The 16,650-nt window shown below is 66.7% G+C and carries 10 protein-coding genes and 1 pseudogene; all 11 read right to left on the bottom strand.

Features of this window, described 5'->3' with window-relative positions:
- Positions 1-145: 145 nt before the first annotated feature.
- Positions 146-979, bottom strand: a complete 834-nt coding sequence (locus ACZ5ID_RS07940) for a hypothetical protein (RefSeq protein ID WP_468894521.1) — start codon at positions 977-979, stop codon at positions 146-148.
- Between the two features lie 23 nt (positions 980-1,002).
- On the bottom strand, positions 1,003-5,676 hold the full coding sequence (locus ACZ5ID_RS07935; RefSeq protein WP_468894519.1) for an AAA domain-containing protein: 4,674 nt from the start codon (positions 5,674-5,676) through the stop codon (positions 1,003-1,005).
- A gap of 481 nt (positions 5,677-6,157) precedes the next feature.
- Positions 6,158-7,243: an IS110 family RNA-guided transposase gene (locus tag ACZ5ID_RS07930; protein WP_468894517.1), complete on the bottom strand. Its 1,086-nt coding sequence runs from the start codon at positions 7,241-7,243 to the stop codon at positions 6,158-6,160.
- Positions 7,244-7,955: 712 nt separating this feature from the next.
- Positions 7,956-8,808: pseudogene (locus tag ACZ5ID_RS07925) on the bottom strand (IS110 family transposase); the annotation flags it as partial.
- Positions 8,809-9,195: 387 nt separating this feature from the next.
- Positions 9,196-9,648 (bottom strand): hypothetical protein, encoded by a 453-nt coding sequence (locus tag ACZ5ID_RS07920; protein WP_468894515.1) that lies wholly within the window; start codon positions 9,646-9,648, stop codon positions 9,196-9,198.
- A gap of 21 nt (positions 9,649-9,669) precedes the next feature.
- Complete coding sequence (locus ACZ5ID_RS07915; protein ID WP_468894513.1) at positions 9,670-11,298, bottom strand: restriction endonuclease fold toxin-2 domain-containing protein; 1,629 nt, start codon at positions 11,296-11,298, stop codon at positions 9,670-9,672.
- Between the two features lie 549 nt (positions 11,299-11,847).
- Entirely contained in the window at positions 11,848-12,057 is a 210-nt protein-coding gene (locus tag ACZ5ID_RS07910) for a DUF6243 family protein (RefSeq protein WP_468894511.1), read from the bottom strand.
- A 381-nt stretch (positions 12,058-12,438) separates the two neighbouring features.
- Positions 12,439-12,642, bottom strand: a complete 204-nt coding sequence (locus ACZ5ID_RS07905; protein WP_065965692.1) for a cold-shock protein — start codon at positions 12,640-12,642, stop codon at positions 12,439-12,441.
- A 988-nt stretch (positions 12,643-13,630) separates the two neighbouring features.
- Positions 13,631-15,118, bottom strand: coding sequence for a DEAD/DEAH box helicase (locus ACZ5ID_RS07900; protein WP_468894509.1), 1,488 nt, complete (start codon positions 15,116-15,118; stop codon positions 13,631-13,633).
- A 340-nt stretch (positions 15,119-15,458) separates the two neighbouring features.
- Complete coding sequence (locus ACZ5ID_RS07895; protein WP_149547173.1) at positions 15,459-15,662, bottom strand: cold-shock protein; 204 nt, start codon at positions 15,660-15,662, stop codon at positions 15,459-15,461.
- A gap of 402 nt (positions 15,663-16,064) precedes the next feature.
- Positions 16,065-16,487 carry a MerR family transcriptional regulator gene (locus ACZ5ID_RS07890; RefSeq protein ID WP_468894506.1) on the bottom strand — a complete coding sequence of 141 codons (423 nt, stop codon included), beginning with the start codon at positions 16,485-16,487 and terminating at the stop codon, positions 16,065-16,067.
- Between the last annotated feature and the right edge of the window lie 163 nt (positions 16,488-16,650).

Genomic DNA, 16,650 nt, shown 5'->3' with positions numbered 1-16,650 from the left:
CGCCTCGTGCACTCCGAATGCCACCGCCCACACCGCGCGGGCGACAGGAAACGGGCCACATGACTCTGCCAACCTGCGAAGCCCTTGCGGCTTGCTTATGCCGGATGCGGGGAAAACCTGCACGTCTGGTTCGGAGTGAGCCGGGTCACGGCAACGTGATCCGGCTACCCGACCATTGAGTGGCTGCCAGATCATTGAAGGCGCCGTTAACGACATACCAGGCGACGTTGAGGGTGTCGCGGTCTGGTTTGTGCTCCTCGCGGAACTCCCGGTGTGGGTGAACGAAGTTGCGGTAGTCGCGCAGGGTGTGACTGAAGCTGGTGACGTCTGCGTCGATCCATCGCTGACGGGAGCAGATGTTGATGAGGTCGGCCAGATAGGCACGTGAAGGGTCTGTGCGCCCCAGCAAGGAGGCGTCTCGTTCCTGGATTACGGTGAGCAGGACGCCTTCGAGCAGGGACCCGAGCATGATGATGGCGGCAACGTGGGCGCCGTTAGCGAAGCAGGTGCGTGCCTCATCCAGTCGGTGCTGCAGCAGTTGGGCCATGCGAGCGTCAGCGATGATGTCGGCCATTGTGGCCTTCAGTTCGACGGGGGCTTGTTCTCCAGGGTGTCCCAGTGAGGGGTCGCACGTCACCACGCGGGGGCAACCGCCGGGAGTTTCTAGGCGCAGCCCCTCGTGGATGAGGAAAGTGTTGACTGCCTGGAGGACTTTGGGCAGCTGGTGGGGTTCTTCGTAGTACTCGCGGGCGTCCGCCAGGCGCAGGAGGATTTTTTCCATCTCCGCAGCGTCTGTGCGGCGTTCCATGAGGCGGGCCAGGGTCCATTCGCTTCGGGATTCCCCATCGAACTCGAGGACGTCAAGCCAGCCGGCGTTTTCGAAGAAGCGTGTGAGGTCGCGTGTGCCGCGGTAGTAGAGATGGTCGTCGCCGCAGATGACGCGGGACAGTTCCTTGAGGGTGTTGGTGTCTAGGGTCACGGTTCCGGCTCCAGGTGCAAGGGTCATGTTGTTTGCTCCGGTCCATCGATGGCGGCACTGCTGGTCTCTCGAGCGTGTGGTGCCTGCGCATCCCCAGTTTCGGGTGGGGCTTGTTCGGCGCCGCTGCCGCCAGCCATGTCGTCGTCCCCCTCCTCAGCGGGCTCAATGGGTTCGTCGCTGTCGTCGGGGTCGGGCAGAAGCAAGGGGCTCCATGCGGGGAGGTCGGTCCGATCACCGGTGGGCGGGGTGTAGTCGGCGGGGTGGATATCGAGGCGGACCAGCTCCGCCCACAGCCCGGTGAGGGCTTCTTCCGGGTCGAAACGGAATTCGCTCTCGGGGATGCGGAAGAACTGCCATCCGACACGTCGCAGTTCGCGGTCACGCTGGTGGTCGCGCTCGATCTGTTCCCGTGTGGTGTCGTGGTAGTAGGCGCCGTCGCACTCGACCGCCAGTCGGCCGCGGGCGCCGACGACGACGAGGTCGATCTTCTTCGTGCCTGCCGGGAACTGTGGCAGGACGTGGTAGCCACGCCGCTTGAGCCTCAGGTACACCTCCTGCTCGAACATCGATTGGAACACTGGGTGTTTGACACCGTCGGTCACCGGGCCGATGTCATGCACGGCTGCGAGCGCGAGAGGCGGGTTGTGCATGTAGGTGATCAGGTTGAGGCGGATGTCCCTTGGCTTGAGACGGTCCACCGGCACTGAGTAGAACAGCCACATCTGGTCCTGAGCGCGGCTTGCAGCCACGTTATATGCCTGCTGTTCGCTGCGATGGCCGCCTGCGATCCTCGGCGGATCGGTGACCACCATGGACAGCAGAATGACGTGCCGTTCATCACCTTGGAATGACGCGGCGTTACCGACCCGAATCTGGTGACGCTCACGGACGGCCGGTGCGATGCGCTGTTCGATCAGAGACTGGATGTACTTGGTCTGTCCGAAGCCCTGCAGGACGATGATGCCGATCGTCTTGTCGCGGTAGGCGTCATCATCGACCATGCGCTCTAGGGTGTCGACGATGGCTTCGGCTTCTTTAGGGTTGTGGATGCGGCCCTCGCGGCCGATGGTGATCGCGTCCTCGACGAACGTGGTGCGCAGCGGATCCAGACGTTCTCCTCCGTATTGCCGCAGCGGCAGCAGCGCATGGTCGTAAAAGGTGCCGGACGACCAGTTGATGATCTCCGGAACACACCGAAAGTGCTCATCGAGACGGATGACCTCAGGGAAGAACGAGGTGAGCAGGCCGTAGAGATTGGTGTGGGGCATGTACAGCTCGCGTACTCCCGACGGCATGTCGTGCAGGTAGGCACCGAGTTTGTCGCGGATCGCCTGGTGGCGTCCGAAGCCGGTCGAGGGGGGCGAGCACTGTTTGTCGTCGCCGACCACGATGACTCGGGGTGCCAGCCACAGCAGGAACAGGGCATCCATGCTGGCCTGGCTTGCTTCGTCGACGATGACGACGTCGAAGCTGTTGCGGCGGGCCTGGACCATTTCGGCGACGGCCGCGATGGGCATGACCCAGGCCGGCACGGCCCCCTGGGCGACACGCATGCGCTCGTTAGCAGCGGCGCGGAGCCGGTCGGCACTGCGGCCTGTCCCACGGCCCAGGTTAGACATGTGTGTCTGATACATCTGCAGCGCCGAGCGCTGTTCTGGTGTCATGTGAGTGAGGCAGTGCAGACGGCCCCAGGCTGCGGCGAGTTCGCCGGTAACCTCTTCTAGCAGCGCTTCTAGTTCGGCGAGTTCGGCATCCAGGCGCTGCTCCAGGCCGGGCTCGCGCCGCGCGGTGACGAAATGGGCGGCCTGCGCCCATGCCCAGGCTCGCTCGAGCGACGCTAGGCGTTCGTCCCAGTCCGGATCAGCGGCTTGCTCCAGCAACCGGGCGGCGAGGACCGGATGTGCGGGGCGCAACTGGCCGAGAAGGTGGTGGCAGCGGCGCCGGCGCGCGTCCCGGTGGTGGGCAGCCTGCAGGGCGTCGACGGCTTTGATGTAGGCAGCAACGTCCTGCTCGCGCAGTGCGCTTGCTACCGCACGTGCTTCCGCGGCCGGATGTTGTCCCTGGTCGCTGGCCATCAGGTGCGCATCCCAGCGAGCAAGTTGCGCGAGTGCATCGTCGGCGGCACGCCTCCCGGCCAGCGCCTCCGTCGCGTCCACGAGCACCTGCCACGCATGGCGAGTGGTCAGAGGAAGCCGGAGACCATGGCCAACCAGCAGGTCGTCGATGTCTTCCCGGGCGTCGGTGAATGTGGCGATGTGGCGCAGCTGGGTCTGCCGGTGGGCGAGTTCGGCGAGGCGAACCTCAAGGTCTCCCTCGGGCAAGGGTGCTTTCACCTGCTTCCAGCGCACCGCGACAATGTCGAGGGCGATGTGGGCGCGCAAGTGGGCCAGGACATGCTCTAGGTCCTCTGCAGTGCGTGGGGGCTGCCCATCGACGGTGCACAGCGTCAAAATGTCGTGCGCATCCTTCTGAGCACGTGGGGCCCAGGAGGTCATCCGCTCGCGCACCCGCTGCTGACCTTTGGCCCGCATGCGTTCGAGGAGGGCCTGCCCGGATGCGGCCATCCGTCCGGCCTGATGTGCGTCCAGGTCTTCCGGCACGCTGATACGCCGCAGGCCAATAGAGTTGAGTGCTTGGCGCGCCTGATCGATGTGGGTGGTGGTGTCCTCGACGCGCTCCCACAGCGCCCTATGGGTGCGCGCCAGACGCTGGGTCAGCGCCTGAGTTTCCCACAACCGCTCGTCCCAGCGGGTGGCATCGGCAGGAAGACCCATGTGGTGAAGTGCTGTGGCCGCGGCGTCGAGGCGGCGGCTGATGTCATCTGTCTCGGTGGGCCCCATGCCTGCGAGCGCATCGCGCAGCTGGACAGTCTCCTCACCTAGGCCAGCGGAGGTAACACAGCTCGCAGCGAAGGTCTCCGCGACGCGTTCGGCCGTCGGCAGGTCTTCAACAGCCGGCAGCGACCCTCCCGCGCGAGGGTCCCCCAGGCCCTCCCGCAGTAGTACCAGTAGTTCCTGGGCCTGCTGCGCGGACAGCGGCGGCTGGTCGGCCGCGTGCTCAGCCAGAGCGCCGATCCACTCCAGCTCGGGACGGTGGTCCTCGACTGTCTGCACGATCTTGGCCAGGGTGCCCTCGTAGCCCGGAGCTACCCCTTGATATCGGTACTCCCTTTCGCGCACCGCCAGCAGTTGCTCGGTGACAGTGCCGATCCTGCCCTGAATGTCTAATCGGCGCCGGGTCAGCCGGTTGATCTCAGCCTGCAGAGTCTCCGTGTCGGTACTGGCCACCTGTTTCGTCAGCGCCGTGACGGTCCGTTCCAGCTCACTCGTACCGTTGTCGTTGCGCGTTGAGCTCAGCAGCAGCACGCACAAGTCACGTACAGACTTGGGAAGTTTGTCACGCAGCACCGTCAACGGCTGGTCACGGGCGCTGGTGACCAGGACACGCTGCCCCTCCGCGAGTAGAGCCGTGAGGAGGTTGGCGATGGTGTGTGTCTTGCCCGTACCGGGCGGCCCCTGGACGACAACGCCTGTGTCCTTCTGCAGTCGGCGCAGTACCCGGCGCTGCTGTTCGTTTGTCTTTCCCGGGAACAGAGGATCATCTCGAAACAACGGGGCCTGTGCCAGACCTGCGCCGTCCCATGCTGCCCGCTCCTGGGTACTGAGGTCCTCAAGGACCATCTGCGCGAGGCCGAGCGGGGCGTGTTCCTCCGCAGCGATCGTTTCCGCGATCTTCCCGTACAGGCGCAGCAGAGCATTCAGGTTCCTCGGCCGCATCACCAATGCCGGTGCGAACGTCACCCGTGCCACCGGCTCGAGGGCCGGGGGAGGCTGCCAGCGGGCGTTGAAGGCCATTCGGTGCTGGAAGGCGCGGTCCTGCCACTTCGACAGTAGTTCGAGCGTGTCAGGGTCCAGCGGATGTACCGCGCTGGCGGCGATGTCATCCCCCAGGGCCGCAGCCTGCTCTCGGATCCAACCGTCCCCGGAGTCCAGGAAGTCCTGGTCCTCCAGGCGCATCGCCCCCTCCGCCGACAGCCGCACCGTGATCTCCGCGGTGCTGCGGTGCATCGTTGTCTCGACCCGCTGAGTCAGAAGGTGTCGGTGCACTGCGTCCTGCCCCGGCCTGTCCAATGTCAGCAGGCCCACTGCCAGTACGAGCTCGACCCGATCGTCCTCTAGCGCCAGCCGCTGATGCCACGCATAGACCTTGTCATAGAGGACGCGTAATGGCTGCTCGTGCCGCTCCCGCTCGGCCCAGGCCCGCCACCGGTCCAGCCACGGCCCGTACGCACGCAGCACTTCGCCAGCTTCATCCCGCGGGACGACGGTGAGTTCATTCTCAGAGACAGCTCCGATCGTCGCAGGCAGCCTGCTGCGCAGCGGCCCCTCCTCCGCCAGTGGCGGATCATCCGCATCCGGGTCCAGGCACGCTAGCGGGTCGACCCATCCCTCTAATAGTTCGGGGAGGTCCGGCGACGGCTCCTGTGGCACGTGCCTCAGCTGAAGCAGTACCCCGTCCTTGCGAGTTCCCGGCTTGCGTATCTGGGTGGGCAGGTCAGCGAGCCACACCCGCTCCCGGTTGCGGTCATCGCGCTGGCGCTGGTGACTGCTGCGCACCATCTCCCGCAGAAAGTTCACGAGGCCGGTTGTCTTGGTGATGACATCCGGATCGGCGGCATGACGGTGCAAGACGTTCATCGATTCCCTTCCCTCTGAGGACGAACGTTCCAGGATGAGGGAGGGCACCCCTGTTGAGCCCGCCCTTCGACCACGATGTCTGAAATTCGACTACGGCATGTCGCGGAACATCGACACATGGTCACCTTCGAGTATCAGGGGGAGTTCGCCTCTCAGTCGGGTGTCCTGGCTGATGAGGAACGGTTCGTACACGGGATGACGCTTCCGCAGGAGCCACAGGGATCGACCGTGACGGTCCGCAGCGCGGCCGTGCGGTGCCTGCTTCAAGGACTGCTTCATGGCGAGAATCCCATGGACTTGCCTCAGCCAGTTCGTCGGGTGCGCGCGGCGCGCGCCCCGGGCAGCGAGGGCACGCAGAGTGGGGATATCGATCCAGCGGGCTTCACTGGGCCTCGAGCGTCCCGGAAGCGAGCGGGCCAGCCTCCCACCCGCCCAAGAAGGGCGCCGAGGATTGGGTAGGCACCTCTCGCCTTCCCGAGCGTTACCGCGTCTCGCCGAGATCCCGACGCTGCCCTTGGACGAGGCGGTAGATCTCCCGGGCAACGTAGCGTTTCAGGCAGCGGATGATCTCGCGTCGGGTCTTCCCTTCCGCCACACGCCGCTCGTAATACGCCTGGGTACGCCGATCCCAGCGCAGCCGCGTCAGCACGATGCGATAGAGGGCCGCGTTGGCCTGCCGATCTCCGCCGCGGTTGAGCCGACGATGGCATCTGCCGCCGGAGGAATATTCGATCGGGCTTGCCCCACACAACGCAGCGAACGACGCTTCACCACGCAGGCGGTCCACATTGTCCCCCATGGTGATCAACAAAACGGCGGCGCTCCGTGGCCCGACCCCCGTCGCAGCCAACAAAGCGGGGCAATGGGACTCGATCACCTCGGTCAAACGCTGCTCCAGTTCCCGGGACTGCACGGTGAGGTGCTCGATACGCTCAGCCAGCGAGCGCAACGTGAACCTCGTAGCGCGCACCACAGGGTCGTCGCCCATTTCGCCTTCGCCAAGGTTGGCACACGCCCGAATCAGCGCTCGACGGTGCAACTGCGCCAGCTCTTCCCGCAGGGCCGGCTCGGCCGTGACCAGGATCGCCTTGAGCTGATTGACAGCCTGCGTACGGGCCTTGACCGCCGAGTCCCTGGCCACGTTGTACATACGAGCTATCTCCGCCGGGCCGTTCCCCGTCTTCACGCGAGATCGGGCACGGCCACTGAGCACAGCACGAGCAGCGGCCTGTGCGTCGCCCTGATCGGACTTACTCCGCCGATGGCGAGCCGCACGGCCCGGCCCGGGGGCCTCGAGCACGTCAATCCCCCGGGACAGCAGATACCGGGACAGGGCCGCCCCGTAATTGCCCGGTCCCTCCACCCCAGCGCGCCGCACAACACCCGACACCGCTGCCCACTTCACGAGGTGGTCATATCCGAGCTCGGTCGCCGGGAAGCTCTCTATGGCGAGGGTCTTCCCGGTCACCGAGATCACAGCGGCTACATGAATATCCCGGTGCGTGTCGACACCGAGAATCACCTCCTCAGCAGCCTCGAGGAACTTAGGGGGAACATAGTTCGCCACGATCGTTCATCCACCCCCTTCAGTTGCACGCCAACGTCGCCACTGGCCCGGAGGGGCGGTCATCAGTGAGACAGTGCACATTCCTCATGCAAGGCAGTCCTCTAGACACACTCCCCCCGAGACAGGTCCTGCGCGCACTGCCCTGCACCGGTGATCGACGCAAGATCGTTAGGACACTTCGGCCAGAAATTACAGGAGCCAGATACCGGTTGACGGCAGCACCATTGCCATTCTTCCCAGCCGCCCAACGCCAGCACACCGCTACCTCCGCACGAATACTTCCCCGCGAAGCACACCCCGCCCCGCGCAACCCGAGAGCCCGCACCGGCGCGCAACCGCACGCCCGCGCAGACGCCCGACCCGACACGCGCCCTCAATGCCGCTCTTCCTGGCGGCCCCTCGGGGCCGTCCGCCCGAACGCAGAGGCCCCCGCCGACACCTGCCGACGGGGGCCTCATCTATCACCAAGTCTCACAAGCGTCTCACCAACACCGTCGACGCACCTGGAGTACAGGGCCCCGACCTGCGCAAACGGCCCCGACCTGGACCACGTGGACGCCAGAAGACAGTCTGGCCTACCTGTGCCAGGTAGTGCCGAGGGAGGGCCCCAGGACCAGGACCGGGGCGTCTTCTGGCCCGTCAGAGCGGTATTGCAGGGTGTTCTTCGGTGTCTCGCTCACCCGCCCGACCCTCTCATCAGTCACGGACGCCCCTATAACGGGGGGTCGGTCGAGACCGTCCTGACCAGGTTGAAGACCTCGCGGGCGGCATACCGCTTGAGGCATCGGATGATCTCACGCCGGGTCTTGCCCTCCCGGGTGCGGCGTTCGTAGTACGCCTGGGTGCGCGGGTCGTGGCGCAGGCGGGTGAACACGATGCGGTGCAGAGCGGCATTCGCATGCCGGTCGCCGCCGTGGTTGAGCCGGTGCGAGCTCCGGCCGCCCGAGGAGTACTCGATGGGGCTGACTCCGCACAGGGCGGCGAAAGACGCTTCGGTGCTCAGCCGTTCGGGATTGTCGCCCATGGTGATCAGGAGTGTGGCAGCGGAGTCCGGGCCGATACCCACCGGCGCGAGCAGCTGCGGGGCATGGCGTTCAACGAGCCCGGTCAGTCGCTGATTCAGCTCGTCGATCTGCCCGGTGAGCTGCTCGATTGCGCTGAGCCAGCATGCTCAGCGTCATGAGAGTGGCCTCGGCTACAGGGTCCCCATCGCTCCCGCCGGCCTCGTCCTCGCGAGGGCTGAGGCGTGCGCAGGTGCGGAACAGTGCGCGGTTGCCCAGGCCGGACAGCCGCTCCCGCAGGGCCGGATCGGCTACGACCAGGACGGCCTTGAGCTGGTTGATCGCCTGGGTGCGCGCCTTGACCGCGGAATCCTTGGCAGTCTTGAACATCCGGGCGCTCTGCACCGGACCGTCGCCGGTCTTGGCGTGAGCCCGGGCGCGACCGCTGAGTACGGCCCGTGCAGCGGCCTGTGCGTCGAGCGGGTCCGACTTCCCGAGCAGTCGACGAGCCGAGCGGTCGGGCCGGTTCACCTCGAACACCACGATCTGCTGCGCCAGCAGGTACTACGAGTGGTTCCAGAGTGCCCTGGCCAGAGTCGGGGCCGCTGGACTCACGTCCTTCGCCGGTGACGGAGAGCCCACCGCCGCTCTGCTCAACACACGACAAGGCAGCGACTTCTTTGCCGCCGCACGGATGTACCCGCAGGTCTACTCCGTCAATTAGGTCGCCGTGCCGCCGAAACGCATGGAGCGGTCCTCGGCGCACTGGGCGGGGTGATCGGCCTCGCCGCCATCACGGGCCTGCTCGGCAGCCTCTCCTTCGGTCTGCTCGGCACCCATGCGAATACCGTCACCGGCCATCAGAATACCGCGCTCACCAGCGAGTTGACGGCGACGGGCAAGCGCGCCCCACAAGCGGACAAGGAGGTTTCATATCACGCCTACGCCTTGTCAGGCATTGTTGACGACTCGGAGGTGGTGCCGCAATTCGTCGGCAACGCCGTCTTCGTCACCCGCTGCGGGCAGCTTCCAATCCGACTCGATTCCCTCCATGACGGCCGCCTCGCTTGAGTAGCGGACCAGATCCGGCGCCGGAAGATGAGAGTCGCGAAGCCATACGATGAAGGCAGCCGCCTCCCCTGCGGTGATCCCCGACAGCATGATGCAGTCCCGCCCCTGGGTGAGCGCGGTCCCGTCGAATCCTGTCCCCCGGCTGTCAACAGCCCAGAACCACATATACGGTGCACCGCCATGGACATCGTCCTGCCGGAGCTCGTAGCTGACCTCCTGGAAGGATCCGCGTAGGGCCTCACCCAGCTGTTCCAGGTCGAGACCCCACGCATGAGGGTCCCGTTCGGGGGCGTACAGGAGAAAAGTGTTCTGCTCGTCGTCGTCGTTCAGCACGCGTGTACCTCTTCCTCTGTGCTACCGGACATACCGGGCTGCCCCCTTCACCTGCTCCATCGCCATGAGCGTCTGCCAGTAAGGGACGGCCTCCTTGTCGTTGGTGATGATTTCGAGCCCACGCAGCTCGCTGTGCTCGCGGATGGCCTGCCTGTATTTGATGAGTTCCTTCTTGTCCCCGCCGATGAGGACGTTCTTCTTATTCCACTTCAATTCACCGTTTGACTTGTACTCGTCTTGAATATCAAAGGTGGACATCTTGCGGAAAGTACTCTTCTTGCAGTCATCGTCTACGCCTTTGACGTACTTCGCATCGACCATCATGCCGTCTGCTGCACGCATTCCGTCAGCGGAGATGCTGGACTTCCCAGGCCCTGAAAGCGGCACGATACGCTCGGGATAGCCGGCAACACGCAGCTGGTACGCGTTCTCCGGTCTCGTGGGGTCGGGGGATCCGGCGAGACCTGCCGGCGTGAGCGTGTTCACCCAGTTGGTGAACGAGGCGAGTTCACTGGGTGTCAGGAGTACGGGAGGCGGCACCGGGGACGGCGGGATCGGGGCGCGCCAGGGAACGTTGGGGTCGGGGTTGCGGAAGAGTGCGGGCATGATGCCCGGCAGGCCGCCGCGGTAGGACGCGAGGGCGAATGGTGCCGGCGCCGGCTCCGGTAGCGGAGGCAGGAACGGCAGTCCGGGAAGCCCGGGGCCGCCGGAGCCCCGCGGGAGCTGGATGCGGCTCTGGGAGGAGTCCAGGGCGTGCGCCACGTCTCCGAGCTGTTGAATGTAGGGATCACCGGTCACGGCGTCCTTCAGGCCGCCGTCGTAGCCGTTCCCCCCGAACATCGGCTGATGCCATGGCATGTCGAACGTCAGGGGATCATCCTTATGAAACTGGATTTTCAGCTTGGCGTCCTCAACGTGGTCCGCGTACCGGTCGCATGCCTTGGCGAGCTGGTTGCAAGCCGCGATGAGGTTCATGACGAGAGGTTCATCGGATTGCGCCTGCTGTGGCGGCACGCCAAGGCCCACGGAGGCCCTGAAGTAAGTGTGGAAGGACTCGGCTGCCTCTCCCGAGTGCGCCTTGCTCGCGGTGGAGGCATGTGCCTGGGCATCCTCCAGGAAGCGCACCATGAGTTCGCCGCCCCGGCGCCAGCAGCCCGCGACGTCCCGGAGCTTCTCGGGGGAACCGCGGAATCGGTCGCTGCGCCCGCCCGGCGCGTACTGGTCCCACCACGCCGTGTCGCCGACGACCTCCGGGAGTTCCTGACCGAGCCCCAGGTACTGCTGGGGGCAGTCCTCTCCCGGGTCGCCCATGCTCGCGGTCATGTCGACCTGTTTACCGAGGAAAGCGGCGACCACGGCGCTCTCCGTCGCCATGAACTCCCGGGCATTGCACATCAGCCCTCTGCCGGTCTCGCCGAGCACATGTGCGCTAAACCCGATGTGGTCGAGGGTAGTGCGTGCCGCCGAGACGTAGACCTTCGCGAAGTGGTGACCCGCGTCATCATCGCCGGCCATCCCGTGCTGCCGGGACAGCTCCTGCCCCATAGCGATCGCGGTGTCCCGGGCGCTCCGCATCGTCTCGCACAGCCCCATCGCGCCGCTGACCATGGCGGTTGCGATGAACTCCAGATCCGGCGTAAGCCCGCTCACTTCAACGCCCCCCGCACTCCCTATTTACTCGCGTTGTCGATCAAACTAGTGGATGCAGTACAGCGACCGCAGCGGGGAGTCCCCTGGCACAACGGGCAGATCTCCGCCGGAACAAACGGACGGCGGTCAACATCTGTCACGTCCGTGTCACCAACCCCGTTGACGCGCCTGGATGGGAAGCTCCCAACTCGGTCAAACGCTCCTGATCTGGACCATGTGGACGCCATAAGACGGCTTCGCCCACATGTGCCAGGTGGTGCCGAGGGAGGGCCCCAGGACCAGGACCGGGGCGTCTTCTGGCCCGTCAAAGCGGTATTGCAGGGTGTTCGACGGTGTCTCACTCACGCCCCAGACCCTCTCACGTGTCACGGGCGCCCCTGTAACGAGGGCTCGCGCCGTGCACCGCGCTCGGCGGATACGAGGGGCTGATGCGGGCGGCATCGGCCGAGAGCCGGTCGGCCGGGTCCGGCAGTGCAAGGGGCAGGGCCCGGACCGCTCGTCGCGGTCCGGGCCCTGCCCCTTGCGGTGCCGCCCCGCGGCGGCGGTGCGTCAGCTCTGTGCGGCGTCGTCGCCCGTCTGCCCGGCGTCCTCGGCCGCGCCCGCCTTCTCGCGCATCTTGCGCACCAGCTCCGCCTTCTGGTCGGCGGCGCTCTGGCGGTCGAGGTTGCGGTGCGGGCCGTTGTTCTGGCGTTCGGCGCGGGACAGCTTCTTGCGCTGGCCGCCGCCCATGCCCACGGGGTTGTTGATGTTCTTGCTCACGGGTTCTCCCGGAATGATGTGAAGTGATCTACGGATTCATCGGCGGGGGACGGGCGCGGCGACGTCGGAGGACGTCAGCGGGGGCCCGTCACGCTCTCACTCGTAAATCGGCGTCTGGAAGAACGGCGTCTGGAAGAACATGGACAAGACGTTACCCGGTTCCGTCGGCCCCGCACACCAGGTTTTCGCTGTCACGGCGTCGGCCGGGCCAGTCGTCGCGGGTGAGCTCGCCGCCTGGCGCGTCCCGCACGCGGACGGCGGGGCGCAGCGACCGGGGCGGGCGGCGGGCTTTCCGGACAGCGGATCAGGGGCCGAGCGGCCAGTGCCGCTCGGCCCCTGATCTTCTTCGATCTTCTTCGATCTTCTTCGGGCGCGCTGAGGTCAGGCGAGGTTGATGTTCTCGGCCTGCGGGCCCTTCTGGCCCTGGGTGACGTCGAACGTCACAGCCTGGCCCTCCTGGAGCTCACGGAAGCCCGAGGAGTTGATGGCGGAGTAGTGGGCGAAGACGTCCGGGCCGCCGCCGTCCTGGGCGATGAAGCCGAAGCCCTTCTCCGCGTTGAACCACTTCACTGTTCCCGTAGCCATAGTCATGCCTTCCAGTCGATGAACGCCTTCCACTCCATGTGGAAGGCGGAGGTGATCGCCCTGGTTCCTGCGGCACAGCACAGCAAGACGCCCACGCCTAAGCGTGGGCAATGGGGAACTCCGAACCACGACAGCTGACGCAAACGCTACACGCCCACACGCCACGTCACCAGAGGAACGATCACACGGCACACCGTGGACCGGGGAACGAGACGGGCTCGGCCCACGGCAGGGAGGAATCCTCGGGTGGTTGCCGAGCGGCTCGGCGGCGCGGTCGTCGTCGCCGCGGAATACGCGGAGGGGCCCCGGTGCCTGAGTCGGCACCGGGGCCCCGAAGGGGCTTCTACACCATCTGCTGGTCCTGGTACCGCGTCGGCGCTCTGTGTCCGCAGAGCTGACCTGCACGATGCCGGACCCATGGGGATCGCGATTGCCTGACCGGAGACCACCTCACTATCGATGTCCTGCGGTACCCGGGCCCACGTCCTCGTCCCGGGCGATCCTGATGGCGCGAACTCCTCCGTTCTTCCCTCGTGACTCAATTGCACGGACGGAACTGCGTACTGCGTACTGCTGCGCGCTCGCGGAACTACCGCCGCGCTCCTGCTCATGGCGGCCCCTGATCACTGCGGGCCCCCCGGTCCGGTCGTCAGTCCCGTCGCCGTCCTACGACCGCTCTGGCTTCGGAACTCCACCACCGCACCGTGCTGCGAACTGCTGGTACTGCGGGTGCTACGGATACTGCTGCCCGGCAGATCATCCTGCCGGGCCCTGCTCGATCTTGACTACGAGAGAAACCATAGCCACCCCACCACCCAATGTCTACTCTCGTCGGCATAGATTTCCGTCCACTCGGAGGTGAGGCAATCCGCCTCGACCGTTCACCGTTCCCCTTCGCCTCCACCAATGCCGAACGGCGGTGGGGCCCGGCCGGTGTTCCGGTCGGGCCCCACCGCCGTCGCGGTGTGGTGCTGCTGGGTGCTGCCGGTCAGACCGTGGCGGCCGACGTACGGGCGGGGGCGCGCCGGGCCGTCCCGGAGGGGCGGCGCCGGCCCCGGGACGAGGAGGAGGAGCTCCGCTTGGGACGCTCGACGACCGGCGCCTTGATGACGACCGGGATGCCGGACGGAGCCTGGGCGCCGGTGATCCGGTTCAGCGCCTCGTCGCCCGAATGGACCTGGGTGGTCAGCGGCCGGATCCCGGCGTCCGACATCAGACGGACCATCCCGCGGCGCTGGCTGGGCGTGACGAGCGTGACGACGCTTCCGGACTCCCCGGCGCGGGCGGTACGGCCACCGCGGTGGAGGTAGTCCTTGTGGTCGGTCGGCGGGTCGACGTTGACGACGAGGTCGAGGTTGTCGACGTGGATGCCGCGCGCCGCGACATTGGTGGCGACCAGCACGGTGACGTGCCCGGTCTTGAACTGCGTCAGCGTCCGGGTGCGCTGCGGCTGGGACTTGCCGCCGTGCAGCGCGGCGGCCCGGACCCCGCTGTTCAGCAGGTCCTGGGTCAGCCGGTCGACGGCGTGCTTGGTGTCCAGGAACATGATCACGCGGCCGTCGCGGGCGGCGATCTCGGTGGTGGCGGCCTGCTTGTCGGCGCCGTGGACGTGCAGGACGTGGTGTTCCATCGTCGTGACCGCACCGGCCGACGGGTCGACCGAGTGGACGACGGGGTCGGTCAGGTAGCGGCGCACCAGCAGGTCGACGTTGCGGTCCAGGGTGGCGGAGAAGAGCATCCGCTGCCCCTCCGGACGTACCTGGTCGAGCAGCGCGGTGACCTGCGGCATGAACCCCATGTCGGCCATCTGGTCGGCCTCGTCCAGCACCGTGACGCCCACCTGGTTCAGCCGGCAGTCGCCCCGGTCGATGAGGTCCTTGAGCCGGCCGGGGGTCGCGACGACGATCTCGGCCCCGCCGCGCAGCGCGGTGACCTGCCTGCCGATCGACATCCCGCCCACCACGGTGGCCATGCGCAGTTTGAGAGTGCGGGCGTACGGGGTGAGCGCGTCGGTCACCTGCTGCGCCAGCTCACGCGTCGGTACGAGGACCAGCCCGAGCGGCTGGCGGGGCTCGGCACGCTGTCCGGCGGTACGGGCGAGCAGGGCGAGCCCGAAGGCGAGGGTCTTGCCGGATCCGGTGCGGCCCCGGCCCAGGACGTCCCGGCCTGCCAGGGTGTTCGGCAGCGTCGCGCCCTGGATCGGGAACGGCGCCTCAAGGCCCTGCCTGCCCAGTTCGGCGAGGAGCTGGCCGGGCATGTCCAGATCGGCGAACGCCTCGACGGCGGGCAGCGCGGGGGTGATCGTCTCGGGGAGCGCGAACTCGCCCTGCACCGGGGCGCTCCGGCGGCCGTAACCGCCGGAGCGGCTCGGTGCGGCGGAACGGCGGGGCGCCGACGAGCCGTAACGGCTGCCGCCGTTTCCGGCGTCGCTCCTGCGGGAGCGGGAAGAACGGTCGTTCGTCATGGTGCGGTTCATGGGGAACCTTCCTCGATGTGGCACATATCAAGGAATTCCGCAGCGATGAACGGCGTGAAGAATTACAAGTATGAACCGGTGGAAAAGAAAGCAGAGCCGGTCGGCGGAAATATCCGCGAGCGCGGGTGCTGAAAGGGATGACGCGATGGAGCCGGGAGAACGGGCGTCGGCCGCGGTGCGGCTTTCAGGACGCCGTCGCATCTCCGAACCGGCGAACCATGCGCGGCGGGACCGCGGACTCGTCCGGGTCGTCCCGCGGGTTGAGCGGTACGGGAAACGCGTGCAGCTGGGGCCCGCACCCCGAGGGATGCGGGCCCCAGCTACAGATGGTGCGTGAGCGTCAGGCCGGAACGATGTTCTCGGCCGTCGGGCCCTTCTGGCCCTGGGCGATGTCGAAGGTCACCTTCTGGCCCTCGAGCAGCTCACGGAAGCCCTGGGCGGAAATGTTCGAGTAGTGGGCGAACACGTCGGCGCCGCCACCGTCCTGCTCGATGAAGCCGAAGCCCTTTTCCGCGTTGAACCACTTCACGGTACCAGCAGCCATGTCATATCTCCTTTGGGGCAGTGCATCGGTGTCCGCACTGTGCGGACACCGTGTCGCCGCGATGATCACCCCGCCCGGAAAACGACCGGAAAGACAAAAGTGCTCCTACCTGGCCGGAGCCGGATGGGGGCACTTGAAGTTTCGGGAACCACAACTGCAACTGAGATCGACAGTAGCACGCCGGAACGGCCGGTGCGGGGTAGATAATTCGACCTTGTCCAAGGCGGTAAAAACCCTTCCCGCAGGGTCCGTGGAACTCTCACTTCACGAGAACAGATATTGACCGCGCGATGGGCGACGTTTTATCGGGAGGCGTTGTGGCGGCGGTGGTCCGGCATACGCGGGCCGGGCCACCCGAGGGGTGACGCGGCCCACACCGGCGTCGGCCGGGGCGATCGGCCCTCAGACGGAACCGGACCCCGAATCGGACCCGGGCCCCGAATCGGACCCTGGGCCGGAATCGGCCGCGGAGCCGGGTGCGGATGCGGCCCCGGAGTCGCCCGGTGCCCGCTGCGCCGTGCGCCGGTACTCGGCGTTTATGCGCTGAGCCTCCTCCAGCTGGTCCTCCAGGATGACGATGCGGCAGGCCGCCTCGACCGGGGTCCCCTGGTCGACCAGCTCGCGCGCCCGGGCGGCGATCCGGAGCTGGTAGCGGGAGTAACGCCGGTGCCCGCCCTCGGAGCGCAGCGGTGTGATGAGCCGGGCCTCCCCGATGGCACGGAGGAAACCCGGGGTGGTGCCGAGCATCTCGGCGGCCCGGCCCATGGTGTAGGCCGGGTAGTCGTCGTCGTCCAGACGATCGCTCAGCGGACTGTCTGCTGTCATGTCACCTCGTTGTGCAGCGCGTCGAGGGGCCCGGACGCCGTACGGCCTGGCCCGGAGGGAAAGTCAACACCATCCGCCGGCGTCGTCGCCGCGCAGGCCTTCCCTTCCGGCACCGGATGTGCCGTACCCCCCGTTTCGTACCGCGCCCCGCTCTCCGGGAAGT

The organism is Streptomyces sp. NPDC031670, from assembly GCF_055580545.1.
Note: the sequence above shows the minus strand (reverse complement) of the source record. Positions and strands in the feature narration are given on the sequence as shown.